The sequence below is a fragment of the Moritella dasanensis ArB 0140 genome (assembly GCF_000276805.1).
Classification (GTDB): Bacteria; Pseudomonadota; Gammaproteobacteria; order Enterobacterales; family Moritellaceae; genus Moritella; species Moritella dasanensis.
In genome coordinates, this window is record NZ_AKXQ01000004.1 from 80,203 (window position 1) to 104,856 (window position 24,654).

Annotated in this window: 20 protein-coding genes; 13 read left to right on the top strand and 7 right to left on the bottom strand. The window is 40.7% G+C overall.

Annotation, left to right across the window (positions count from 1 at the left end):
* Positions 1-3: 3 nt before the first annotated feature.
* From A923_RS0104460 to A923_RS0104470, 3 genes are all read left to right on the top strand, one after another.
* Complete coding sequence (locus tag A923_RS0104460) at positions 4-1,716, top strand: alkaline phosphatase family protein (RefSeq protein ID WP_017220454.1); 1,713 nt, start codon at positions 4-6, stop codon at positions 1,714-1,716.
* Between the two features lie 158 nt (positions 1,717-1,874).
* Positions 1,875-2,081, top strand: a complete 207-nt coding sequence (locus A923_RS0104465) for a hypothetical protein (protein ID WP_017220455.1) — start codon at positions 1,875-1,877, stop codon at positions 2,079-2,081.
* 273 nt (positions 2,082-2,354) lie between these two features.
* Positions 2,355-3,014 carry a glutaredoxin domain-containing protein gene (locus A923_RS0104470; protein WP_017220456.1) on the top strand — a complete coding sequence of 220 codons (660 nt, stop codon included), beginning with the start codon at positions 2,355-2,357 and terminating at the stop codon, positions 3,012-3,014.
* A gap of 76 nt (positions 3,015-3,090) precedes the next feature.
* On the opposite strand, the gene A923_RS0104475 is transcribed toward A923_RS0104470, so the two are convergent.
* Positions 3,091-3,390 (bottom strand): DUF3622 domain-containing protein, encoded by a 300-nt coding sequence (locus tag A923_RS0104475; protein ID WP_017220457.1) that lies wholly within the window; start codon positions 3,388-3,390, stop codon positions 3,091-3,093.
* A 418-nt stretch (positions 3,391-3,808) separates the two neighbouring features.
* On the opposite strand from A923_RS0104475, the gene A923_RS0104480 reads away from it, so the two are divergent.
* From A923_RS0104480 to A923_RS0104495, 4 genes are all read left to right on the top strand, one after another.
* The gene (locus A923_RS0104480; RefSeq protein ID WP_237716172.1) at positions 3,809-4,201 is read left to right on the top strand and encodes a hypothetical protein; all 393 of its coding nucleotides are present in this window, start codon (positions 3,809-3,811) and stop codon (positions 4,199-4,201) included.
* 276 nt (positions 4,202-4,477) lie between these two features.
* Positions 4,478-6,556: a protein-disulfide reductase DsbD family protein gene (locus A923_RS0104485; protein ID WP_017220459.1), complete on the top strand. Its 2,079-nt coding sequence runs from the start codon at positions 4,478-4,480 to the stop codon at positions 6,554-6,556.
* A 159-nt stretch (positions 6,557-6,715) separates the two neighbouring features.
* Positions 6,716-7,489: a DsbA family protein gene (locus A923_RS0104490; RefSeq protein ID WP_017220460.1), complete on the top strand. Its 774-nt coding sequence runs from the start codon at positions 6,716-6,718 to the stop codon at positions 7,487-7,489.
* A 37-nt stretch (positions 7,490-7,526) separates the two neighbouring features.
* The gene (locus A923_RS0104495) at positions 7,527-8,024 is read left to right on the top strand and encodes a protein disulfide oxidoreductase (RefSeq protein WP_017220461.1); all 498 of its coding nucleotides are present in this window, start codon (positions 7,527-7,529) and stop codon (positions 8,022-8,024) included.
* Here A923_RS0104495 and A923_RS0104500 read toward each other — a convergent pair.
* Complete coding sequence (locus A923_RS0104500; RefSeq protein WP_017220462.1) at positions 8,021-10,903, bottom strand: methyl-accepting chemotaxis protein; 2,883 nt, start codon at positions 10,901-10,903, stop codon at positions 8,021-8,023. The two genes, A923_RS0104495 and A923_RS0104500, sit on opposite strands and share 4 nt — an antisense overlap.
* A gap of 205 nt (positions 10,904-11,108) precedes the next feature.
* Positions 11,109-12,284 carry a hypothetical protein gene (locus tag A923_RS0104505; RefSeq protein WP_017220463.1) on the bottom strand — a complete coding sequence of 392 codons (1,176 nt, stop codon included), beginning with the start codon at positions 12,282-12,284 and terminating at the stop codon, positions 11,109-11,111.
* Positions 12,285-12,301: 17 nt separating this feature from the next.
* On the opposite strand from A923_RS0104505, the gene A923_RS0104510 reads away from it, so the two are divergent.
* From A923_RS0104510 to A923_RS0104525, 4 genes are all read left to right on the top strand, one after another.
* Positions 12,302-13,726: a hypothetical protein gene (locus tag A923_RS0104510; protein ID WP_237716173.1), complete on the top strand. Its 1,425-nt coding sequence runs from the start codon at positions 12,302-12,304 to the stop codon at positions 13,724-13,726.
* Between the two features lie 62 nt (positions 13,727-13,788).
* Positions 13,789-14,310: a hypothetical protein gene (locus tag A923_RS0104515; protein ID WP_017220465.1), complete on the top strand. Its 522-nt coding sequence runs from the start codon at positions 13,789-13,791 to the stop codon at positions 14,308-14,310.
* A gap of 94 nt (positions 14,311-14,404) precedes the next feature.
* Complete coding sequence (locus tag A923_RS0104520) at positions 14,405-15,811, top strand: oligosaccharide repeat unit polymerase (protein WP_017220466.1); 1,407 nt, start codon at positions 14,405-14,407, stop codon at positions 15,809-15,811.
* 67 nt (positions 15,812-15,878) lie between these two features.
* Complete coding sequence (locus A923_RS0104525) at positions 15,879-18,110, top strand: UvrD-helicase domain-containing protein (protein WP_026006062.1); 2,232 nt, start codon at positions 15,879-15,881, stop codon at positions 18,108-18,110.
* A gap of 37 nt (positions 18,111-18,147) precedes the next feature.
* On the opposite strand, the gene rsmS is transcribed toward A923_RS0104525, so the two are convergent.
* The 4 genes from rsmS to dinG all read right to left on the bottom strand — a co-directional run bounded on the left by rsmS (position 18,148) and on the right by dinG (position 22,164).
* Positions 18,148-18,312, bottom strand: coding sequence for a pleiotropic regulatory protein RsmS (gene rsmS, locus A923_RS22720; protein WP_017220468.1), 165 nt, complete (start codon positions 18,310-18,312; stop codon positions 18,148-18,150).
* A 371-nt stretch (positions 18,313-18,683) separates the two neighbouring features.
* Entirely contained in the window at positions 18,684-19,334 is a 651-nt protein-coding gene (gene priC / locus A923_RS0104540; RefSeq protein ID WP_017220470.1) for a primosomal replication protein PriC, read from the bottom strand.
* Positions 19,322-20,101: a sulfite exporter TauE/SafE family protein gene (locus tag A923_RS0104545; RefSeq protein WP_017220471.1), complete on the bottom strand. Its 780-nt coding sequence runs from the start codon at positions 20,099-20,101 to the stop codon at positions 19,322-19,324. Before A923_RS0104545 ends, priC begins: the two co-directional genes overlap by 13 nt.
* Positions 20,101-22,164 (bottom strand): ATP-dependent DNA helicase DinG, encoded by a 2,064-nt coding sequence (gene dinG / locus A923_RS0104550; protein WP_017220472.1) that lies wholly within the window; start codon positions 22,162-22,164, stop codon positions 20,101-20,103. The genes A923_RS0104545 and dinG overlap by 1 nt, the downstream gene beginning before the upstream one ends.
* Positions 22,165-22,532: 368 nt before the next feature.
* Between dinG and A923_RS0104555 the strand changes: the two genes are divergently transcribed.
* Positions 22,533-23,231: a response regulator transcription factor gene (locus A923_RS0104555; protein WP_017220473.1), complete on the top strand. Its 699-nt coding sequence runs from the start codon at positions 22,533-22,535 to the stop codon at positions 23,229-23,231.
* A gap of 1 nt (position 23,232) precedes the next feature.
* The gene (locus tag A923_RS0104560; protein ID WP_157532754.1) at positions 23,233-24,636 is read left to right on the top strand and encodes an ATP-binding protein; all 1,404 of its coding nucleotides are present in this window, start codon (positions 23,233-23,235) and stop codon (positions 24,634-24,636) included.
* Positions 24,637-24,654 lie beyond the last annotated feature (18 nt).

Here is a 24,654-nt window from a genome sequence, read left to right on the forward strand (position 1 = left end):
GATATGGTTTCTAAAAAGATGCAAAAAACAATAACCACGATTGCTTGTCTGCTCGTTACGACAGCGTCGGGAAGTGTACTTGCCAAACCGCAGGGACAACCTAAGTTAGTACTACAAATAACGGTAGATGCGTTGCGTGGTGATTTACCAACGCGGTTTTTAGGAAAAATGGAGAAGGGTGGTTTTCGCTATTTACTAGAAGAAGGTGTTGTATACAACAATGCCCATTATCAGCATGCTAATACTGAAACCATTGTCGGCCATAGTTCGTTAGCGACAGGCGCGCCACCATCGGTGCACGGCATGGTTGGCAATGTGTGGTTTGATCGTAAGCTTGATCGCGTCGTTTATAATATTGAAGATGAGGATTACCATCTATTAGGCAGCGGTGGCGTAGATAAAAATACCGAGATAGATTCAACCCAAAAAGCAGCAAAGGGTGATGGGCGCTCACCATTACCGTTATTATCAAGTACGTTAAGTGATGAGATATATACCGCTTTTAATGGTAAGTCGAAAGTCTTTGGGGTCTCAGTTAAAGACCGTGCAGCGGTTTCTCTGGCTGGTCAATACGGTAAGGCTCTGTGGTTTTCTAAGTCCACTAAACAGTTTGTAAGCAGTGACTATTATTATAAAAATTATCCAGAATGGGTCAATAATTGGAATCAACTTAACAAAGCGGACAAATTCGGTCAGCAAAGTTGGTCGCTTATGTTTGAAGAGCAGGACTACTTATTTTCAAATGAAAAACAGGTAGATTACAAAACCGATTTAGCCGGTTTTGGTCAACGTTTTCCACATCCTTACGGCAAAGCATCGGGTAAATATTTTGGTACGCTGTTAACGCTTAGTCCGGCAGGTGATGAACTGACGTTAGACTTTGCTAAAACATTAATCGAACAAGAAAAAATGGGTCAGAATTCGGTACCGGATTATCTATCTGTCAGTTTCTCTTCTACAGATTATGTCATTCATATGTTTGGTCCATCGAGTTTAGAGGCTGAGGATAATATATTACGTCTAGACCGCACGTTGGCGGAGTTATTCCGTTATGTTGATGCCACGGTAGGGCTAGATAATACTTTGATTGTATTGTCGGCGGATCACGGCGCGGCTGATGCCCCTGGTTATTTGAATGAATTGGGTGCGAAAAAACCAAAATACTTCGATGAAAAGTTAATGGCGGATGCGGGAATTTATAAAGTATTAGAACAAAAGTTTGGCGTAGGTAAAGCACTCGTAAAACTTTACTCTAAACCTTATATTTACCTTGATCATAAAGTCATAAAAAGTAATAAACTTAAGCTTGAAGATGTGCAAGCAGTGCTCGCCAAGGAAATTGAAAAAATTAGTGGCGTTGAATATGCCGTGACAACAGAAGACGTTAAGCATGGTCGTTTAGATGATCAACGTGTCTTACGTTTGGTCGCGAATAACTTTAACAAACAGCGCTCTGGAGATATCCACATTGTGTTTTCTCCGAATACCTTTATTAATGATTTTGATGGTTTAAAAGTCGCGTCGACTCATGGTTCGCCGTGGTCATATGATACGCATGTACCGATAATATTTGCTGGTATGGATATCGATGATGAGCAGGTAAGTCGCGCTGTCACGCCTTATGATATTGCGCCAACGATTGCTAACTATCTAGGGATCACTCAGCCAACAGGCACGACAGGTGAAGTGTTAAAAGAAGTCGTTACCGATGATTAGTATGGTCGATGCCGTGAATAATGAGCCTGCATATAGGCTCATTATTTGTGCTATTTAGCATTAATATTTAAAGCAATATATTGAAACTAAACGACAAACAGCCTACCATCAAAATATCAATAATACTTAAATCATAACCATTTATAGAGAGTACACATATGCACAATGATGACCTTAAAGCGCTGTTAAACAATATCCAATCTGCAGTAAATAATGATGCTGCCTCTGGTAGTAATGTAACAACTTACACATTATCAGATGAGGCGCTTACTGAAAAAGGGCTTGATGTACTTGCTGAAAATTTGAAGGGTTACAAAGACGTTAGAATTGACGGTAGTAATTTAGTGCTGACTCACGCTGAATAATAATATTATTTATCGTAAACAGAGGCTTGTTAACGGCCTCTGAATTTTCTTTGTCATTAGAACGATATTTCTACTTATACATTAAATCTTAAAGTTAATACCCATCTCATACTATCCCCTTATTGCTTGGCCTACTTACAATTCGATACACTGCTGCCCATCAACCGTATGTAAGAGATTGACCTTACTCGCAGGTGTTATTTCACTTTTTATAATGGTTAAAGTCGCAGTGTTGATCAGGATGCTAACGCAACTTAGAAAGGATTAAGGGATATGAAGAAATTTATTGTGCTGATAGTCGCGGTCGCGTTTGTGAATCACTATAATCCAAGCCTATTTAATTTTATTTGGCAAAAGGATGGGGCGTTTAATGCCAGTGGTACTGCGAAAGCTTTGCTGTTTGTGCATGACGAATGTGGCGCACCTTGCAATGCAGCGTTAGCACACCTTAAAAGTAAGTCAATAAAGCCTGAAATCATAGATATAAAAGATAATCCAGAAGGTAGAAAGCGGTTACAGAAGTTCGTGGATAGTACGACGTTACCGGTATTGGTCGTGGGTAATAACATCTACAACGGCTTTAATTCGCGCAGCTACAATGAGTTTCTATACGAGATAAAAGGCGATAGCGTTTTTAGTTGGAAAGATAAGCGTGTTTACAAACAACACTTCAATGAGTTTAATCAACCCAAGGTCGTGATTTACAGTGCGCGAAGTTGTGCTCGCTGTAGTGACATTCGCGATAGTTTTGATTCACATGATATTGAGTACATAGAATGGGATATTAATAACAATAATGACGCGAGAACCCGTTATCATATTTTGGCGCAGGCATATGGTGGTTCAAATGACGCGTTATTGTATGTCGGTACAAGACTAATAGAAGCGTTTGAAGTTGGCGGTGTATTACAGGCAATAAAAGATTTGATGTGAGGATTTAATACGATGGACCATCGCTAATTAAGGTTAATTAGCGATGGCGTCAGACGTTGCTTATATCAAGGTGATATTAAGCGTCGTCTTCTTCTGATTCGTCAGACTCTTCAGCACGATCTTCAGCACTCTCTGCAGCATTATCTTCAACGCTTTCTGAAACTAAACGAATACGACGTGCGTTACGGTCGATTTGGTTTTGTAAGAAACCTTTTAATTCAGTTTCAGCCCAAACCTGTGCTTCTGCTTCTGAAGCAAAACCAGCTTGGCTTTTTGATACTACTGTTTTTTTAGATGTGATTTTTCTAACGATTTCAGCAGTCCAAGAACCGTCTACTAATACCAAATTAAAATCGTACTTTTTACCTTTAGCCATGTGTCTATTTCCTAGCAGTTATTCAGTGTTGTATACTCAAACTGCTTGAAGGTGTGTTATCAGAGTGCGTGCTTGAGTATCTTGTTTGTGCTTTTTCATTCAATTTAATCATCGCGATAGCTTTTGTTATCAACACTGGATAAAGAGAAATGAACTAGAGGGCGGGATTCTAGGCTAAAATGACAAAAATACCAGCAGTTAATTAAATTACGCACTAGATTTTAGTATATAGCAGCGATTTTTAGCGTTTTTTGGTAAAGAAGGGTAATTTTAACAAGCCTGACTTGTGGTATTTAATGATTATCGGTAAAAAGAGACTCTATGACGAATTTAACCATAAGAATGTATGCGCTTAACTAAACCCACACACAATGCCAATATAAGCTTGCTATTAATAGTAACGTTTTTGATTGCTTGTATGGTTAACAACGCTTATACATTTAATCAACCACTTATTAATGTTGAACAGCTTGGCGATAAGCCGTTAAATCGTCAGGCTAGTGCTAATCAAAGTACTAATCAAAGTTCGAGTCAGAATACAAACAACAGCACTGAAGCTAATTTCAGTGCAACAGCTAAGATTGAACTTTACGATGCCAGTTATGTTGATAACAGTGATGGTGTTTGTAAATTGACTGAAAAGCTATTGCAGAAAGCCAGTACTCATATGGATGAACTGGTAATGGTCATTTTAATGATCATTATGTTTAGCCATTACTTTATGCGCCAGACGCCTAATGTTACCTATCTCACCAACTTATTCGTTCCTTCGCAACGCCGCCACCTCATTTTGTGTAAATTCGACGAGTAATATGTCGTTCTATCTTAGACAGAGTTAAAGACGCGATTCGTTAATAATCATTTGATATTAAATGTTTTATATTTAAATCGTCAGTCTTTACTTTAACTCAGGTATATTAACGCATTCTTATGCTTATCTATAAACACTGTCGGTGAGAATCGCACATCTGCGTGCCGTTACTTTACGAGTATTGCACTCGGCATGACCTGTTTATTGACAACTGACTAAATACAATTGGTATTGAAGTATCGATATGATGACTTTGAGTACTTTTTGGAGACAGATTTGAAGACTAATTTTAAAACTAATTTTAAGGTAATCAAAACCTTATTCGTAACTTGTTTACTGTTTATATCGGCGAGTATTTCGGCGCAAACAACAGGTTGGTTACAAGACCCGTCGCATCCTCCGATCCAGTTACGCTTTATGTTAACCGGGCAAGTGGATAAAACTAATAATACCGTACCTGCGGTACTGGAAGTAAAACTTGCAGACGATTGGAAGACCTATTGGCGCTCACCGGGTGATGGTGGCATCGCTCCCAGTATTGATTGGCAAGATTCGAGCAACCTGGTTAACACTGATTGGCAGTGGCCTGTACCTAAGCACTTTACATTACTTGGCTTAGATACTTATGGTTATAAGGATACAGTCAGTTTTCCCATTCAATTACAGTTAGAAGATCTTAATGAACCACTGATATTGGCAGGTAAATTAACCTTGTCGTCGTGTACGACTATTTGCGTGTTAACGGATTACGACATCAATATGTCGGTGGATATTCAAGCCCTTCAAGCCGATGCTGAAGCGATGTTTTTATATAATAGGAGCATCGTCCAAGTACCCAAAAAAGTAGCTGATGAGAACGCGATCCAATTGGTATGGGATCAAGCGAATAGCCAATTACAAGCGACGGTCTCGGGTTATAATTGGCTTGGAACACCGACATTATTAATCGATGGTGACTTAGACACTAGCTTTAAACTAAAGACGACAGAGGTGACCGGTGATAGCGTAATTGCCGTATTTGATGCTAGCAGTTGGTTGGGTGATGTTGAGCTAATCGATAAGCCGTTAAATTTAACGGTTATCGACTCTGAACAAGCCCTTGAGTTTTCAACGTCTGTTATTGCTGGGCAAGTCACTATCGCCGGTCAGTCTTTGGTCGGGATAGTACTATTTGCTTTGTTAGGTGGTTTGATCTTAAACATAATGCCGTGTGTATTGCCTGTGTTAGGGATGAAGTTAAGCACGATTATCGATGCGCCACGTGTTGAAAAAGGTAAAATCAGACAGCAGTTCCTTGCTTCAGCAGCGGGTATTGTCGTGTCATTCTGGTTACTTGCCGCCTTCATCTTTGCATTAAAAGTGTCAGGGCAAGCGATAGGGTGGGGAATTCAGTTCCAAAGCCCTTGGTTTATCGCTGTCATGGTTGTGATCACCGCGGTGTTCTCATTAAATATGCTCGGCGCATTTGAATTTAGCTTATCGTCAAATGTACAAACCAAACTGGCTACTGCTGGTGATGACAGTAACCGTGGGCATTTCTTGCAAGGCATGTTCGCGACGTTACTCGCTACACCTTGTAGCGCACCATTTTTAGGTACAGCCGTTGCTTATGCACTCGGCGCTGATACGCTGAGTTTATTTGTTATCTTTACCGCATTGGCGGTTGGTATGGCGCTGCCATGGTTGTTAGTGGCAACTTTCCCAAGCCTTGTCGGTCTATTACCTAAACCGGGTCGTTGGATGGGGTCGGTTAAAACGGTGTTTGCTGGTCTGTTGATGCTGACTTGTTTGTGGTTAGTTACCTTGCTTTCAAGCTTCTTACCTACGCTGGTTATTTATGTTCTATTTAGTGTTGTGAGCCTGGTATTCATTGGCTTTATGATAAAGCTAAAAGGTAAACGAGCAGTACTTATCAGTGTCAGTATTGGTTTATTACTGGGTAGTGCTGGTATGTTAGCTGCGTCGTTAACAACCAGTAAATGGTCACAAGGTCTTCCTGATGATTTAGTCTGGCAAGTACTTGATACTGCGGCTATTGAAGAACAAGTCAATGCCGGTAAAACAGTATTTGTGGATGTTACTGCAGATTGGTGTATTACTTGTAAAGCCAATAAAATCGGCGTGGTATTACAAGATCCTGTTTACAGCAAACTACAAGCAGACAACATGGTGACAATGAAAGGCGATTGGACCGTTCGTTCTGAAAAAGTGACGAATTACCTACAAAACAATGGTCGTTTTGGTGTGCCCTTTAATATCGTTTACGGCCCGAAAGCGCCAAACGGTATTCCATTACCGGTTATTTTAACGGACGATGCCGTCATCAGTGCCATTAAACGGGCGAGCGGCGAATAATCATTAATTGCCATCCTGTGTTTTTACGTGGGATGGGCGATTTATATAACCTTTGATCTAAGATAAACAGCTGCTCTGACATAAAGCAGCTACTTAACATAACACTAGGGCGCTATTCACAGAGCAATGGCGTCAACAAATTTGCTAATAGGAATAACCATGAACACGAAATCATTAACACTTTCAATTGCCATCTCTGCCGCACTTTCGATCGGCGCTTTAACTGCACCAATGGCATGGGCGGCATCGGCAAAAACAGAGATGACAGCAATGCCACAAGTAGAATTTAACCAAATGTTAAAAGAAGCCTTGGTGAATAATCCTGAGATCTTGAAAGAAGCCATTATTGCCCTGCAAGCACATGAACAGAACAAAGTGAAAGAGCAGCAAGGTGCAAGTCTAGATAGCAATAAAGCGGCGTTGTTTAACAACAAAATGGACCCGTGGATGGGCGCTGAAAACCCAGAGTTAACCATCGCTTACTTTAGTGACTTTAATTGCTCTTACTGTAAAAAAATTGAACCGTTATTAGAGCGATTAGTTAAAGAATACCCTGAAGTACGTGTTGTATATAAACTGGTGCCGATTTTAGGCCCTAGCTCGAAAGAAGCAACCGACTTTGCATTAACAGTATGGGCAAATGAACCAGCTAAATTTGCCGAGTTACATAAAAAACTAATGTCACGTCCAAGTCATTTAGACAGCAGTGCAATTGAGAAAGTGAGTAAGATCACCGACACAAATGAATGGCTAGATGATACAGCTGACAGCGTTGAAAAAACCATTGGCGGCAACATGGAATTGATGCGTGAGTTTGGTTTATCTGGTACGCCAGCGTTAATTTTTGCCGATCAGATTGTCGGCGGTCTAGTACCTTACTCACAACTAGAGAAACAAGTGAAAGCGGCACTTGAGGCAAAACGTAATAAATAATTTAGCTATTAAATTCATTATCAAAGGAAGTGAATAAATGAAACAACGATTGCTTGGTTGGAGTAAACAATTAGCTATATTCTTACTCTTAGCATTGATTATTACGGCTGTTGTAGATGTATGGCGCGGCAAAGATTTCCCTAAAGATAATGTACCTGCGTTAGTTGGGATGACATTAGCTGGAGAAGAGGTCGATCTTGCTGAGTTAAGCAAAGATCAAGCTGTGGTTGTCTATTTTTGGGCTACTTGGTGTCCAGTGTGTAGTTTTGTTAGCCCTGCTGTTGATACGCTATCGGAATATTATCCGGTAGTGACGGTGGCATTAAGTTCAGGTGAGAATCTGCGGGTGAAAAAATACATGCAGCATAATGAATATGACTTTGATGTGGTTAACGATGAAAATTATGATTTGGGTAAGGACTGGAAAGTAAAAGTTACCCCAACCATCTTAATTGTTAAAGATGGCGAGGTTAAATGGTTAACCACCGGATTTACCAGTTTACCTGGGATCTGGTGGCGCTTAATGATGAGTTAAAATTCATCCCAGCTATCATTGTTTGATAATGCGGCTATCGCCTTGTTATTGGATTGCAGCTGTTGCGCCGTTACTGGCTGTGCAGTCTGCTGTCCACTACGTTGGTTATGGTTTGCATTTGTTGAACGACGTTGGCTACCTTGTTGACGCGGTGCGCCTTGATTATGTTGTAACTGCCCTGGAGCAGGGTGTTGTCCATTTTGAATTTGACGTTCTTCTTGCTCTGACTGGATTAGCTTAAAGAATTGGATTAACTGGGTCATGTGATTGACCTGTTCTGACATCGCAGAGCTGGCTACTGAGGCTTGCTCTACCAGTGCTGCGTTCTGTTGCGTTACTTCATCCATTTGATTCACGGCCAAATTAACTTGCTCAATACCGCTAGATTGCTCTGTCGCCGCATTACTGACTTCAGATATCATATTGGCCACGTGTTCAACCGAATGCACTATCTCTTGTAAAGTCTCCCCCGAATCGTTAACTAATGATGAACCTACTTTTACTTTTTCAACACTGTCACGGATCAGATCTTTGATTTCTTTTGCTGCATCGGCAGAGCGTTGCGATAAGTTACGCACCTCACCAGCCACCACTGCAAAACCACGGCCTTGTTCACCGGCACGTGCAGCTTCGACCGCCGCATTCAATGCCAGCAGGTTGGTTTGAAACGCAATTTCATCAATAACGCCGATAATGTCATTAATACGGTTACTTGCAGTTAAGATCTCTTTCATTGCCGAGACGGCGTCTTGTACCGTCTTACCGCCATTCTGCGCTTTGTTTTTTGCCTCTGTTGCGAGTTTATTGGCTTCATCAGTATTCGCTGCACTTTGTTTCACGGTCGCGGTGATTTCTTCCATGCTCGAGGCTGTTTCTTCTAATGAACAAGCCTGTTCTTCGGTGCGTTGACTGAGGTCGGTATTACCCAGTGCAATTTCGTGTGATGCGGTACTTACCGTATTCGCTGATTCGCGGATCTGGCTGATAATGGAGGTTAATTTATCTATGGTGTTGTTTGCATCATTTTTGATCTGTTGAAATTCGCCATTGTATTCTTGCTCAATGGATTGGGTTAAATCACCTTCAGACATACGCGAGAACAAGCTGCCGACATCACTGACAAACAATGATGAGCTTTCCAGTAATTCATTTAATCCACTGCTTAACTTGGTAAAGAATTCATTTTTACCTTCAAGGCTAATACGCTTGGATAAATCACCGTTGGCAGCGGCGGCAACAATTTCGTCAATCTCCTGTTCAATGGCCAGTTCAGCGGTTTTATCATTCCACTCAACGACTGTACCAAGACGTTCATTGGCGGCGTTGGTGACTGGATTAAGCGTTAACTGCATCGTTCTGCCACCGAGCTTTATATTCGCTTGGTGAGTGGATGATAACCCTTGTAACATTTGCTGCTGATGTTGTGGACGTTTATGGAATACATCAATGTTAGCACCGAGTAAGTTTTCAACACTAAAATCAGGTAAGTCTTTTTTGAAGTCTTTTTCGGCGTTACTCAGTAGTTTATTTACCGACTCATTCATGTAGATAATATTACGTTGACCATCTGCTACCATGACATTGGCGGTGACATTATCGAGTGCATTTTTGATGCGCAGTGCTTCTTCTGCGGTTAAGCGAGACTCTTGGATATCAAAGTTAAGTTTGGTTTGCGTGACGTAAATGGCTTGGAATAGTTTGCCAAACTCACTGTTGTTACGAATTTCAAATTTGTTTTCGTATTTACCTTCATTAATATTGTTGAAAATACCAATTAACTGTTTGATTGGTTTCATGATTGCGCGGCTTAATACCATGACAGAAAGCAAGGCTAAAATGAGGAACGTCACAAGTCTTTCAGCCCCTAGACTGATAAATGAATCATTAATTTGTGTGTGTAGGGTATTGGTGGCTTGTTGTGTCAGAGATGCGTAGTTTTGTTGTAATAGCACAAGCGCATTAAGCGCAGGTTTACTATCTACTTTCACACTGCTATCAATTGCCTTAATTCCTGCACCGTTGGTGATGAGAGATTGGACGCTATCGAGGTTCTGACGATATTGGTTTGCAACATTAACAATGTCTTTTAGTGCATTTTGTTCTTTTGCAGTAATGCCAGATAAAGCTTGGTAATGATTGACCTGGCTTAGTAGGCTTGTGTAGCGTTGAATAAATGTTTGTCTGTAAGCATCATCTTGACGCAGAATATAATTTTTGAATTGATGGACAATACCGCCATAGCCTAATGATGCGGTGATTTCATTGATAACAGTGCCACGTGCAGAAATGTTGGCTTGATAGCTATCCCAAGCGGTATCAATTTTGTGGACGTTATCATATTGAATAAGCGCACCTGCCACGAGTATAAAAGCGATAAAGGTGGTTAATATGGTTAGCTTGGCTTTTAGACCGGTGTTAACAAGCAGTGTCTTGAGTGTGACGAGTGGATTTTTACGGGGAACACTATCGGTGTTCATCGCTTGATAGGTGAGTTCAGCTTCTTTTATTTCTTGCAGTGTTGGTTTCGTTCTTACCGACATAAATTCGATAACTTGGCCATTTTTCTTAATCGGGATGACATTTGCTACAACCCAGTAAAAGTCACCATTTTTGACTCTGTTTTTAATGATGCCAGTCCAAGGGCAACCTTTTTGTATGGTTTCCCAAAGGTCTTTAAAAGCAGCAGGTGGCATATCCGGATGTCGAACGATACTGTGGCTTTTGCGTAATAGTTCCTCTTCGGTGAAGCCACTTAATTCAATAAATGCTCTATTCACAAAGGTAATAGAACCTTTTAAATCTGTCTTGGAGACAAGAATATCTCCCTCTTTCATAAATTGTTCTGTATCCGTAATTGGCATGTTGATTTTCATTGCCATAGCCTCCAGCTTGAGTAAGTTCCTATGAACAACCCTAGCTCTAAATCGGTATTTGGAGAGGCTTTAGTAATAGTAAGTAGATAACTGCGAGCTAGATCGATAAAAAGAGGTATTTATTCAAAACTACGTGTGATTAGTCGTCACTGGATTTAAGTAATAACAGTCGCACGCGTAAGAACTTGGTTATGAAGATGGCTATTAACTATTAGCCATTCAAAGCTTTAACACCTTTTAATACCGAGATGGTATAACCGTATTGGTTTTGATAAAACTTAGATAGATAGCCACTGATGTAAATATATGACTTTTCAGTTATGGCTTGTCCATGGTTAAACTGCACTACGCGACCAGTATCATCTTTACCACGAATATCGTAGCGCTTGTTGATGACTTGGTATTTGCAGCTATTCACCGTTATACGGCAACGGACATAATCACCGAGTTTGCCTTTTAGTCGTAACGCTTCACTGATATCGCTGCCATCGTTATGTAGCGCCAGGTTTTTATCGGTTGCCAGTGGTGATTTATGGCTTAAAAGACCTTGGTTATTAACGATGTAATTAGAGATGATTAAGGTTGCCGTGGCCAATTCATTTTCAGCTAATACACTTTGATTACAGAGCTGTTTTAATTTGTCATTTAAGCTGGTGGACTTCATCTGTTTGGTATACAAAATAGCTTTTTCAACAAACTCAAAACTTAGATCTTTAGGATACGATGAGGTTTTGTAGCACTGCGCCGCTTTATTGTAACTGGCATGCTTAAAGTCATGGTGAAACTGGATCGCGTCTTGTTTACTGACAAAGCCGTGTTGGCTAATTTCATTCTCGACAATGGCCAAATACAAGCGTAGTGGGGCTCCGGATGCATAAGTTTGATTAAATACACTGTTTTGCAGCTGCTCAAGGTGTTCAACTAATGCGGGTAGTTTTTGCAAATAATGCACAAATGGCATTAATTCTGGCAAACGCTTTTTGACACAAGCGAGATGAGCACAAAAATCACCTTGTTGCGGATGACTAAATATTAGCCCTTGGCTACGGTTGGTGGTGGTATTACAGATGCTACAAGTACGAGTGAAACTGGGGTTTTTTAATAAATTGATCGGTTGTGCGTATTCATTTATCGCATAGATATTTTTGTTATCAGTGATATCATAATAAGCTTCGATAATGTATCGCTCGTCGCTTTGTTCCAAAAGATCTAATGTAATTTCATAACCTTGAGCAGTCACAAGTTGGTCTGCTTTTTTTACTGTTAGCGCCGCTACTGGGTTCACAGTAACAAAGTCTGAAAAAGCAAAGGAATCAAAAGGTGCAAGTAAGTCTTCTATGGTAGACTTTAGGTTAGCGTATTGCTCAGTTGTAATTAAATATGGCATTGTGGTGTTAAACAGTTATGAATAGAAAAATGGAGAGCACATACTTTATCGTGCCCGATCATATCGCGCAATCATCATCACTTTCTGATGCTGCATTTCGCTTATTGGTATGGATGTTATGCAAAAAGAATAAAGATCGCATTGCGGACTTTTCGCGTTTTTCGCTGCAATCTGATAAACAGCATAGCATTACTGAACTGATTAATAAAAACTATCTTCAGCAAGATGACAGTGGCTTGTACATCAACAGTGCCATTATGTATGAAGACTTTAAAGAACAGCTTGCAGCGCCTGTTGAAGCGGTTGATCCTAGCCTGCAGTATTTTCAGCAAGTGTTTGATTTAGTCGCTGAGTATTCGCAAAAAAGACTGAATTTTAATAACAGTAAATTCCGTGTGCGTTGTGATGAATTCATGCGCCAAGGTTTTACAATTGAGCATATCAAGGTGTTATGTATTCAGCTCAATAGTCGTAATCCAGCCTTTGATTGGTATGAGCTTGATGGCACTGAATTACAGCATATTAAAGATGTATCGGCAGTAAACCGGGTGAATGCACCCGCCAGTATTCAGTCGACTCATAATCCGAATTCTGAAGCTCGTCAGCCTTTTCAACCAACTATCAGCCGTCAAGGTGTTCGTCATATTCAAAACCAAAGTGGGTTTATGCCGAACTACCACCAGATTAGGCAAGATCCGCAAAAGATGGCTGACATTAAGCAAGTTTATGATTATTGGTTTAGTTCGAAGCGCCTGCAACAGTCGCAATATATTGCGCCAAAACAAGCACACTTTGAAAAGTTACACAGCCTGTTAATGTTACATTCGATTACTGAACTAAAGCGTGCGGTTGATGGTGTTGATCACCGTCGCGACTTGGTCAATAAAGGCCGTAATTTTAATGATATCTTTACTAACTCGGGCAATATCGAAAGCTTGGTTAGCTTAGCGGACAGCATGGAAGTAAGCCAAGCTGATTCTCCGGCGTTACGCATCTTTAATTATTGGGTTGAACGTACTCAAACTGCGGTGGGTATTAACTTACGCATGACGGCAGAGCAACGCGACCGATTGTTACTGCGTTTGGAAGTCTTTACTGAAGTCGACCTTAAATTAGCCATTGATGGCGCGCAAGTAGACCCGTATTATCAGTCTGTTAACTTTGCTTTTGGACTATTATTCAAAGATGATACCAGCGTGCATAGCCTGATATCGTTAGCATTAAATGGAAAACAAGATGTATCGAGAGCGAGCCGTCGAAATAGTAACTTGAAAAAAGCCCTAGCCGATATGGGAATTAGTAAGTTAACGGTTGGCATGACAGATCAAAACGGTGGTGTCGTGAAACCGATGACGCACGAACGGTCGATAACTCCAGCACCGTTGAAAAGATTACCTCCGCGATTTATTGATCCGGGCTTTACAGATAACGACGATGATTAACGCTATATTAGTTAGATATTTGTTCGGTAAATATAGTTTTTCACATTTTAATAGTAGGGTGTATGGAACAAAGAATTGATTTAACACAATTACAAACCGAAGCAACTGCAACTATGTACACGATGCTCGTTAGTTGTTTTCCTTCATTTAATTATGATTACGATTCTGAAGAGTTTACGATTTGGAAGTTGACGCTGATAAAATATCCACCTGAAGCCACAATTAAGGCTGCAGAACAGATCCCTACGCTACGCCGCAGTAATGGGTTACCTTATGACTTTCCGCCAAGTCTGCCTGTGGTAGCGGATATGATCATGCGTGAATCAATCGTCTTAATGGGTCACTCTGATCACGATAAAGCCTTTGAGCGTTTGTTTAAATTTAAACGTAAGACTCCGGCGGAACGTGCCGAGACTGGTGATAACTTTGTTTATACGTTATATCGTCAATTAAACCGTTACATGGCAATGGATGCAGATAAATTTAGACCTATTTTTACCCGCGAATATTTGAAACTGGCAGATGGTGTGACTAAAGGCACCATGTTGTTAGACGAGATCCCGTTAGCGATTGAGAGTAAATAAGCGATATTTTTCAACCGCATTAACCACACTTCTCCATATCCCTGCTTTACTTATAATGTTGCTCCAGCATTAGATCAATAAGCAGGGATGTTTAATGATAGGTCTCAATACGGTTACCCCACGAGTGCAAATATTACTCAGTTTGATACTAACCCTTGTGGTTGGTCTATTGTGGTATAAAACTAAAATATGGTTGGTGCCTGTAGTTTTTGTTGTCACGCCTCTGGTGCTGATTGGGCTGTTAAGGATCCCGTTTTATATTGTCATTACTTTTATTATTTTTTCCTATTTTCGTATTCATGAAGCCTTTCCGGTACTGATCCCTTTACATATTCCTTTGGCATTTTCGCTAGCGTCTTTTTTCGTGCTAGGTTGGCATATTTTCTTATCCAATAATATCAAAATATACTGGTCGACAGAACTGACCTTAGTCTGTCTATTTTTAGGTTGGGCGACGTTTGGGATGATGTTTGCTTATAATAGAGGTGCCGCGTTTAACACCTTTAGTGGTGTATTAAGTAAAGTATGGGTGATGACGATCGCGATCTGTTGGCTGGTGCGTACTATTCATCACTTTCGTATTGCCACTTATTTATATGTGATCGCTGGCGTAATGGTGGGATTAAAAGCTATTACTAACAAATTACAAGGGATTGGGCTTGTTGAGGGCACGCGGGTCACTATTTCACGAGATATAGGGTCGCTAATTGGCGATCCGAATGATTTGTCGCTAGTGCTGATGTTCCCCATGTCGTTTACCTTATCTAATCTACTACAACCGAACATAGGTAAATTACACCGAGCTTTATTAGCGGTGGCGTATGTTATTTTATTTTGGGCTATTATCGCTACGCAAAGTCGCGGTGGCCTGATGGGAATCATGGCGGTGACGGGCTACTTTGCGTTTAAGCGCATCAAAAATAAGCTATATATTATCGCTGGCGCAGCTGCGTTATTGCCTATTTTACTGGTGATGGCAGGGGTATCTGATCGTTCGTCAGGGGGCGCTGCAGAAGATGGGGTTGATGAATCCGCGATGGGGCGTATTTATGCGTGGATGGCAGCATGGGGCATGGCGGTAGAGAACCCTTTTACCGGCGTTGGGATCAATAACTTCTACCTTAACTATTATTTGTTTAGTCCACATTGGGATGGTAAAAATCATGCTGTTCACAGTACTTGGTTTCAGGTGTTAGCTGAAACTGGTTTTGTCGGATTAGGTCTGCTTATTGCACTTATTACCATGACGTTCAAACGTTTATGGCGCACTGAAGTCGATAGTCGGTTGTTACCCATGCATGAACGTAATGTTATTGTGACTTGTAATGATGGTATTTTTGCTGGGTTAATCGCATTTTGTGTTGCTGGTACGTTTCTGACTCAGGGCTTTACGTGGCCTTTGTATATCTTATTGTCGATGACCGTGGCCTTAGCTAAAATCTTATCGGAAAGACTGGAAGTTGAAGATCTCACTAAAGGAAGTAAGGAAGCGACGAATTAGTAATAAAGTTAACGCCATGTATTAAATAATTGCGGTGATTGTGCTATGTTTTCCCTACTGTTTATTATTGAGTTCATCTGCATTGCCTGATTATTCTTTTTCTAATGTCGCTCAGTTATTTGGTGCTAATTGCCGCACCTTATCATTTCGTCCTGAAGGGGCGGTTTTTACCACTAAGCGACAACAAATCTATCATTATCCTTGGGCAAGCTTTGAACCTAAATTAAAGCACTATCGGGGATCCTTCTTTGATACGATCGTACTTAACTGGGAAGACCAACGCGTACGTTTAAATGGCGTGACAAAAACCGACGTTGCAAGACTTATTGATGACTTGTACTTTCATGCGTTAGTCGGTCAAGAAGCGGAGATCCTCGGTCTCTATCAACCGCTCACACAAGTGATCGAACAAGGTTATATTCCCCACTCAAAATGGGTTAGTTTAAAGCAACAGTTATCACCTTGGGCTGAATGGTTGGAAATACTGCCGCAGATCAATAACATCCCCACAACACTCAAACTCCCTTTAGCACACTTACGTTTTTGGCAGCAAAGTCAGATAGACAACCTAGATAAATATAATCAAGCCGTGATGAACAAGCAGAAACTAAACCACAAAACGTTGTTTGATAACCTTGAAAGCCATCCTCTGACTGAAAAACAGCGAGATGCCTGTATTGTCGCCAATGACGCCAACTTAGTGCTAGCGGGCGCAGGGTGTGGTAAAACCAGTGTCATGCTGGGGCGGTGTGCTTATTTACTCGAGTCACAACAAGCCACTGCTGATTCAATTTTGATTTTGGCGTTTGCAAAAGATGCTGCGCAAGAGATGAAAACCAGACTTGCCGAGCGTTTGCCCAATGCCAAGATAACCGTCAAAACATTCCATGCACTTGCTTTAGATATTATTAAGCAAGTAGAGAGTGACAAGCCGAAAGTCAGTAAACTTGCCAGCAGTGATAGTGCCAAGCAACAATTCTTTAAACAAAAGATTGCGGCGCTGTTACTTAGTAAGGACGGAGTTGGTAATGAAGTACTTGATAGCGAATTGCCTAATAAAGAATTACCAAATAAAGAATCGGGGGATGAAGACTTTAATGCCTTGTTCAGTGCGTATTGTTACGCTTATGTCGCTTGGCTTGGTAAGCTGCCTGAGGCTAAACATGACGCTGAAGTTAAGCGATTATTAGCAGGCAAGGGCGGTTATAAAAAATTATTAAATCAGCTTGTCGAATTGACTATGCAGTATAAAAACACCCTAACAGAGCAATCTAAGCAAACATTAAATACCATACCAGATACGCACTTCGCCGCGCTAACGCATGAGATCGTTGAGATACTACTTTGTCATTATCAGGCCGATTTAGACGACAAAAATGAGTTAGATTTTGATGTCATGATAACCAAAGCCAGTGATTATGTTAGCAATGGCCAGTTTAACTCACCTTGGTTGCATATTCTTGTTGATGAATTTCAAGATATATCTCAAGCGCGCGCAACTTTAGTCAGACAGTTACAAACGCAACACGACGACAGTAAGCTATTCTGTGTTGGTGATGATTGGCAGGCTATTTATCAATTCGCAGGCAGCGACATCGCGGTGACTACGCGTTTCAGTGATTATTTTGGTATAACCAGTACCTTACCGCTTGATACCACATTCCGCTTTAATGATCAGATTAGTGCTGTGGCCAGTAAGTTTGTAATGGCCAATGATGAGCAAATGTATAAGCAAATAAGCACACATACCAAGGCCAAGAAAGCCTGTATACAGATTTGCTATTATCAGCTTGGACAGAAGCAGAAAAGTAGTAACACGCAAGATGATGCGGCACTATTGCTAGAAAAGAAATTAATTCAATTAGCGGCGGCGAGTAAAAGTGAAGGGAAAGGTAAAAATAAAGATGAAGGCAAGCAAAAGTCTGTGTTATTACTCGCACGTTTTAACTTTCAATTACCTGATGCTAAAACGCTGGCTGCATTATCTTCACAATATCCGCAGTTAGATATCAAGGCCATGACAGTACATAGCGCGAAAGGTCAAGAAGCCGATAATGTCATTGTATTAGCGATGGAGGCTGGTGAGCATGGTTTCCCTTGTCGTAAACTTCGCCATCCGTTTGCACTAATATTACAACCTGATGTGTCCGGCTTCCCTGATGCAGAAGAACGCCGCTTGTTTTATGTCGCACTCACACGTGCGCGACAGCAGGTCACTTTATTGTGTAATAAAGACAAACCATCAAGTTTTGTGGAAGAGCTAGTGGCTGGTGATTACGCCGTTACTGTGACTAAATAGCTGTAGATGTTGTCAATGAAGCGATTAAGTTACCTGGTTAACTGGCAATTCTGCTGGTTTCAGCGTCAAGTTTACGCTGGAAATCTTGTTGCACGATCGCTAATGCCTGCACGACAGTTGCTGTTGGCATCTGGTTTTCTTCGAGTAATTGAATAAGGTCCACGGCAAGTTTTATATGTTTTGGTGCGTTTTCTAACGACATGATAAAGAATCCTTAAATATTTTAGTCATTTATTTTAGTGAAATATTACGTATTAAGATTTTTAATTGTTAACGATATATTTTATTACAATCAAACTGATATTATTAGCCCATATTCATTGATTAACAACTTAATGCCGAGGCTATTATGAACAAAGAACAAGTACACCACGTTATCCAGTTATTACGCGAAGGTCATTCATTAACTAACATTACTAAAATTGCAAAAATCAACGTAATGTATGTAAGTGTAATTCGTAAGTTAATGGTAATGGATCTTCTGCAAGTAGAAGCTTAATTCATGTGGTTATCGTTCAATTGAATGGTACTTAATGGGTTACTTTTAGTACTAGCACTAGTTTTAAATCTAAACTAACTAAGATCTTTCTTTTGTTCATAGCGTTGTAGTTGTTGTCGCACTTTTGCTGTTGCGGCCTGACAACGCTGTAGCCTTTGCTTAGTTTGCTGCAATTGAAGTGGATCGCTTTGTTGATCTATCATTGTTTGTAAACGGCGTTCAAACTCGACTTGTTGCGCTAACTTTTCATATAAGTAGTGTGATTTCTGCAATAATTTCTTCGCCATTACATCATAATTGGTTGGTTCATCTTTAACTTCACCACGCCTAAAATGACACTTTTGTAATACGCCGTTAATCGCTCTAAATTGATGCGCTACTTTCTCTAATAACACTTCTTCTATCGATAATGTATTGTTTATAGCTAATGCATCTTTTGTAACTAATAAACTGTCTCGCGATGTGCTTGGCTTATTATCGTGTGCTGTGTGTTTATCAAAATAAGCTTGTAAACGCGTCATGCTCTGTTCTAATTCTGCCACGAATTGATGAATATCTTGGTTTTTACAAAGGAATAAACCCGGATAGAACAACGCGCGATCGCGTAATTTATAGTTGATCGTGGTGGTGTGACTGGAGTTAACTTGCTTACTCAATACACTCAGTTGTCGAATACGCTGAGCGAGTTGGTTGAGTTGTTGCTGCTGACGGTCTATTGTAGCCATGCTTGGTAAGCCAATTTAAACGCGATAATAATAACGACAGTAATGAACAACGGTCGAATGAATTTAGCACCAAAATGAATAGCAGTATGCGCACCGACAATCGCGCCAATCATAATGCACACTCCCATGCTTAAACCAAGATACCAATTGATATGCCCAAGGTAGATGAAGGTCAATAACGAGGTAAAGTTACTGGTGAAATTCATCGCTTTAGCGACGCCAGAGGCAAGCAGAATATTCAGTTTGTACAATGCCATTGTCGACACAGTCCAAAATGCACCGGTTCCAGGACCCGCTACACCATCATAGAAACCAATGATATAACCTTGAATACCCTGTTTCTTATGCAGTGCAGGAGTATCATCAGGTAATGTTTCACCTGTGTGTTCTTGGGTTTTGCTAAAAATAGAATAGATAGCGGTAAAGATAATCACCACGGGTAACAACTTATCTAACCAAGCGTTGCTGATGAAGTTGACCATTAAGGTACCGCAAATAGCGCCGACGGCAGTGAATATAAATGATCGCCACCAAAATCGGGGATTAAATAAGCGTTTTTTATAAAAGGTAATGGCGGCAGCGCATGAACCAAAGCTCGCCGCTAATTTATTGGTACCTAATGCCAGGTGTGGCGGCAGACCAGCACTGAGTAGTGCCGGTACTGTTAATAGACCACCACCACCGGCAATGGCATCTATGAAACCAGCAACCAGTGCGACACTGCATAAAATTATAAAAACCGAAGGTTCTAAACCAAGTTCTAACATCAAAATTCTATATTTCTTTTATAAGGGGGGAGCGAATTAAGCAATGCTGGTCCGTAGCGTTTACTGATAACTCGACGATCAAGTAGCGTGATTCTACCAGAATCTTTTTCTTTTCTCAGCAATCGGCCACAAGATTGGATCAATTTTTTACTGGCTTCGGGTACTGACACTTGCATAAACGGATTGCCCCCCGATTTAGTTATCCATTCTGACTGCGCTTCTTCAACTGGCGAAGTGGGTACTGAGAACGGGATCTTAGTGATAATTAAATTAGTTAATAAGTCACCCGGTAAATCCAGACCTTCAGACAAACTGCTAGTGCCAAATAAGATACTGGTTTTATTGGCTTTGACGTTGTCGCTGTGTTTTTGCAGTTGTTCTGTACGTGAACTTTCTTTTTGTACCAATAGCTCAAGTTTAGTCGTGCTACGGATAATTTCAGCCACTTGATTCATTTGACGGTACGAACTGAATAACACCAATGAGGCTTTTTTGTCTGGTAATAAGCTTGGCAGTTTTTCCCCTAACAACTCAGTAAAACCTTGTTCATTGGGCGCGAGTGCCAAATTCGGTATATACAGCTCTGCTTGTTCAAACTCAAACGGTGAGTTGAGTTGCAGATGTTGCGTGGATTCATCGTTGAATAAACCAACCTGGCGACGGAAATAATCAAAGTTGCCGAGTGAGGTTAATGTTGCTGATGTTAGGATCGCAGCACCGCACTGTGACCACAACATATGCTCAAGTTTACTGTCCACATCAATCAAACTGGCGGCAAAGATATGGTCGTCTTGGCGGTTGCTGCTTTTCTCAACCCATTTTGCCAGTGGCGTACCTTTGGTTTCTTTAATCAGCATATTCCATACTTGGTGTAGGTTTTCGATACGTTGTAAATAAAAACCGACCTCGGAAATGAGCTTATTAGCTTTAGCTTGTGGTAGTTGATCTTGTTTTAATTGCTCGGCAAGCACATCCACAATTTTCGCTGTTTGTGATACACCACGTTTAGTTTCGTGATTCATGTTGGCTGCTAGCTCTGCTAATGCTTCAGGTAATTGACCATCGGCAAAGCGCCAAGAATCATCACTAAACTGAGCGTCATTGGCCGACATTAAACTGTGAATTTGAGTTAATTCTTTATTGATGCTGTTGATTGAGCCGAGCAGTTTGGTGACCGGATCTGAAATATCACTCGATGCAATTGTCTGCGTGAGTTGGCGCATTGATACTGCCATGGTTTGTAGCCAGGCTTTAGCCCCTAATACTGATGCATGTGCTGACGAAAAATCACGGGTAATACGCGGTAAGTGATGGGCTTCATCAATGACGTAATAGCAGTCTTCTGGTTTAGGTAAAATAATACCGCCACCAAGTTCTAAATCGGCTAATAGCAACGCGTGGTTAACAATGAGAACATCACACTGATCTAAGGCCTCACGGGCTTTATGGAACGGACAATTACGGTGAGCGCTAAATGATTTACTGCAACTGTGGCGATCAGACACGATCATTTGCCAGATTTCATTAGGGATCTGAGTCGGCCAGCTGTCGATATCACCTTGCCATTTACCGGCTGCGTAAGCGGTAAACAGGCGCTTGATAAGTTGTAAGTCGCGTTTCTTAGGGATCGTGGTTAAGTCAGCAAGCAGTTCTATTTGGTCATCCGCTTGGGCAAGCATCGCTAATTTTTGTTCACAGCAATAACGCTGACGACCTTTCACCAAGGCAAATTCGAATTTAAGTCCCGATTGACGGCGAAAGAAAGGCAATTCTTTCTGTATTAATTGCTCTTGCAAAGCTACTGTGGCGGTCGATATAACTAACTTCTGCTTGGCTTCAGTGGCGAGTGGAATACCTGCAATCAGATAAGCTAATGATTTTCCTGTACCTGTGCCTGCTTCAGCAATAATCAAACGACGGTTCTTATCAAAGTTACCGGCGAGGGTTTTTGCCATTTCAGCCACAAGGATATTTTGTGATCGACGGACTGCAAAGTCAGGTAGTGAATCACGGATGTTCTGATAAACATCACGAATCGCTTTTTTACTCTTATCTGAAAGCATGTTTACTCTTAATCTGAAGAAAGGTCGTTAGCACTTTTATAATGACTCTATTTTAGCGCAATTATAAAATCTGTATAGATATTACGTCGGTGAACACTGATAAATTTACAGTAGTTTATAAAAATGCCGGTTGAGCGCTAATTCCCCACTGACAAAGCTGACAAAACTGACAAATTAGAGACTGAATGCTGACCATAGCTTTTATATGATAGTGCCGTTATATGATCGTGCTGTTATTTACACATCATCAAACAAAGAAGCCTATATACATAGGCTTGCTCGTCGCACAGTGGTATATTGCGCGCTATAAAGAACTTTGTGGAAAAAGTGCTTTACTTAATTAACAACGGTATGGGGTATCCTTAAATATGTTAGAAAATGACAAAAAACACATTTTAATTGTTGAAGATGATTTAGAGATTTGTCGACTTCTCGATATGTTCTTACGCAGTAAAGGTTACCAAGTATCGCTGAGTAATAATGGCACTGATGGGCTCGCTGATATTGCCCGATTACAACCTGATTTAGTGGTATTAGATATCATGATGCCCGGTTTGGACGGAATTGAAGTATGCAAACAAAGTCGTGAGCACTTTAGTGGGCCGATCATTATGCTTACCGCTTGCAGTGAAGAGATATCTGAAATGTCAGCGTTAGATATGGGCGCTGACGGCTATTTACACAAGCCATTGCGACCACACATTTTGTTATCGCACATCGAAGCATTTTTACGTCGTGAAAACAGAAGTAATAAAAATCGTAACGCGCTAAGTCATACCGGTTGCTTAACCATCGATACGTTAAAACGTCAGGTTACTCGTGATAATGAAGAGGTCGTTTTAACGGGTGCAGAATACGAAATGTTAGCTTATTTAGCCAAGCAAGCTGGAACTATTGTCAGCCGAGATGAATGTTATCGGGCACTCAAAGGTGTTGAGTTTGATGGCTTAGATAGAGCCTTGGATATGCGTTTATCCAGCTTACGTAAAAAGATAAAAGATGATGTTCCACCATATCAGATCATTAAAACCATTCGCTGTAAGGGCTATCTATTTGTTAAGCAATAATATGTTTACCAAACTGAAAAAATTCATCAGTTATAATTCGCCGAATACGCTGTTTTTCAAGTTGTATATCAGTGTGACTGCCGTGATCGTAGGTAGTATTGTCGTGGTTAGCCTCTCGATGGATTATTACTACGAAAACCTTGATGATATTACATTTGTTCACGATGCGAGTTTTGCGGCGAGATTACTTGATGATTTTGTTGAAGATACAGATGTTTGGAACATGGAAGTCGACTTACTAAGCCGGTTTACTGGTTTTACGATTGAAAATATTTCGATGAAAAATGCACTGCAATATCACAACAAACATGAATTGTTAGATGTTGTTGACATCGAACCCAATAAAAACTATCCGCCTCTGCCTGTTGGTGTCGGTAAATGGGGAGTCTTCGTCTATAAGCATAATGACGAAAGTGGCCTTCTTGCAGTGATCCTGCCGCATAATGATGGGCTATTACTGATTGTTGACAGTACAGGCGTTAATTTACCGATAGATGGACCTGAAGATTGGGAGGGTTATGATGCTGAGCTATATTTATTAGGTTTTATCTTTTTAAGTATTGCCTTAGTCCTGTATTCGACTGTCAGAAATATATCCAATCACGTCTATCGGTTAAGTGATGCGAGTTTAGAATTGGCAAAGGGTGATCTAAACACGCGAGTTAACGATAAAATTCCAGCGCCTTTGAACCAAATGGCAGCAAGTTTTAATAAAATGGCAGCCTCGTTGCAGCATTCACAACACCAACAACGTGTTATGGCTAATGCCATTGCGCATGAATTACGCACACCGTTAACCCGTATTCAGTTGGTTATGGGTTTATTAAGTGATGAAGCACATAGTGAATATACCACTGCGTTACATGATGATTTGAGTCGTTATTCAGTCGAAATGGAAGCCTTGGCTAATGATATTTTGATGCTGCAAACCATAGAACACAATCCATCTTTGATTCATCAATATGTCGACTTAAGTGCACTGATGCAATCACGCCAAGTAGAGTTTCAGCTGCAATATCCTCACGTACAGCTGTCTGCTGATATCGACACTGTGAAAGTAGATGCAAATGCGCGTTACTTACAACTTATTGTGGATAACTTGGTGAAGAATGCCTGTTTATATGCAGATTCAGTCGTCAAAATTAGCCTCCAAAGTCATGGTGAGTATTATCGAATTATTGTCGAGGATGATGGTGATGGGATTTCGGTACAGCAGCGCGAGCAAGTACTCGATGCGTTTACCCGTTTAGATAACAGCCGAAGTCGGCAAACAGGCGGATTTGGTTTAGGCTTAGCGATTGTAAATACGATTGTTAAAACTATGCACGGTGACATACTGATTGAAACCAGTGATCTTGGTGGTGCACTGTTTATTATTGAGTTTAAACATAAACATGAACAGTAAAAAATGACGACCGCTGGT

Excerpts from the sequence above, each read along its gene's own strand:
- A923_RS0104460 (WP_017220454.1), top strand. The coding sequence starts at position 4 with ATGGTTTCTAAAAAGATGCAAAAAACAATAACCACGATTGCTTGTCTG.
- A923_RS0104465 (WP_017220455.1), top strand. The coding sequence starts at position 1,875 with ATGCACAATGATGACCTTAAAGCGCTGTTAAACAATATCCAATCTGCA.
- A923_RS0104470 (WP_017220456.1), top strand. The coding sequence starts at position 2,355 with ATGAAGAAATTTATTGTGCTGATAGTCGCGGTCGCGTTTGTGAATCAC.
- A923_RS0104475 (WP_017220457.1), bottom strand. The coding sequence starts at position 3,390 with ATGGCTAAAGGTAAAAAGTACGATTTTAATTTGGTATTAGTAGACGGT.
- A923_RS0104480 (WP_237716172.1), top strand. The coding sequence starts at position 3,809 with ATGGTTAACAACGCTTATACATTTAATCAACCACTTATTAATGTTGAA.
- A923_RS0104490 (WP_017220460.1), top strand. The coding sequence starts at position 6,716 with ATGAACACGAAATCATTAACACTTTCAATTGCCATCTCTGCCGCACTT.
- A923_RS0104495 (WP_017220461.1), top strand. The coding sequence starts at position 7,527 with ATGAAACAACGATTGCTTGGTTGGAGTAAACAATTAGCTATATTCTTA.
- A923_RS0104500 (WP_017220462.1), bottom strand. The coding sequence starts at position 10,903 with ATGGCAATGAAAATCAACATGCCAATTACGGATACAGAACAATTTATG.
- A923_RS0104505 (WP_017220463.1), bottom strand. The coding sequence starts at position 12,284 with ATGCCATATTTAATTACAACTGAGCAATACGCTAACCTAAAGTCTACC.
- A923_RS0104510 (WP_237716173.1), top strand. The coding sequence starts at position 12,302 with ATGAATAGAAAAATGGAGAGCACATACTTTATCGTGCCCGATCATATC.
- A923_RS0104515 (WP_017220465.1), top strand. The coding sequence starts at position 13,789 with ATGGAACAAAGAATTGATTTAACACAATTACAAACCGAAGCAACTGCA.
- A923_RS0104520 (WP_017220466.1), top strand. The coding sequence starts at position 14,405 with ATGATAGGTCTCAATACGGTTACCCCACGAGTGCAAATATTACTCAGT.
- rsmS (WP_017220468.1), bottom strand. The coding sequence starts at position 18,312 with ATGTCGTTAGAAAACGCACCAAAACATATAAAACTTGCCGTGGACCTT.
- priC (WP_017220470.1), bottom strand. The coding sequence starts at position 19,334 with ATGGCTACAATAGACCGTCAGCAGCAACAACTCAACCAACTCGCTCAG.
- A923_RS0104545 (WP_017220471.1), bottom strand. The coding sequence starts at position 20,101 with ATGTTAGAACTTGGTTTAGAACCTTCGGTTTTTATAATTTTATGCAGT.
- dinG (WP_017220472.1), bottom strand. The coding sequence starts at position 22,164 with ATGCTTTCAGATAAGAGTAAAAAAGCGATTCGTGATGTTTATCAGAAC.
- A923_RS0104555 (WP_017220473.1), top strand. The coding sequence starts at position 22,533 with ATGTTAGAAAATGACAAAAAACACATTTTAATTGTTGAAGATGATTTA.
- A923_RS0104560 (WP_157532754.1), top strand. The coding sequence starts at position 23,233 with ATGTTTACCAAACTGAAAAAATTCATCAGTTATAATTCGCCGAATACG.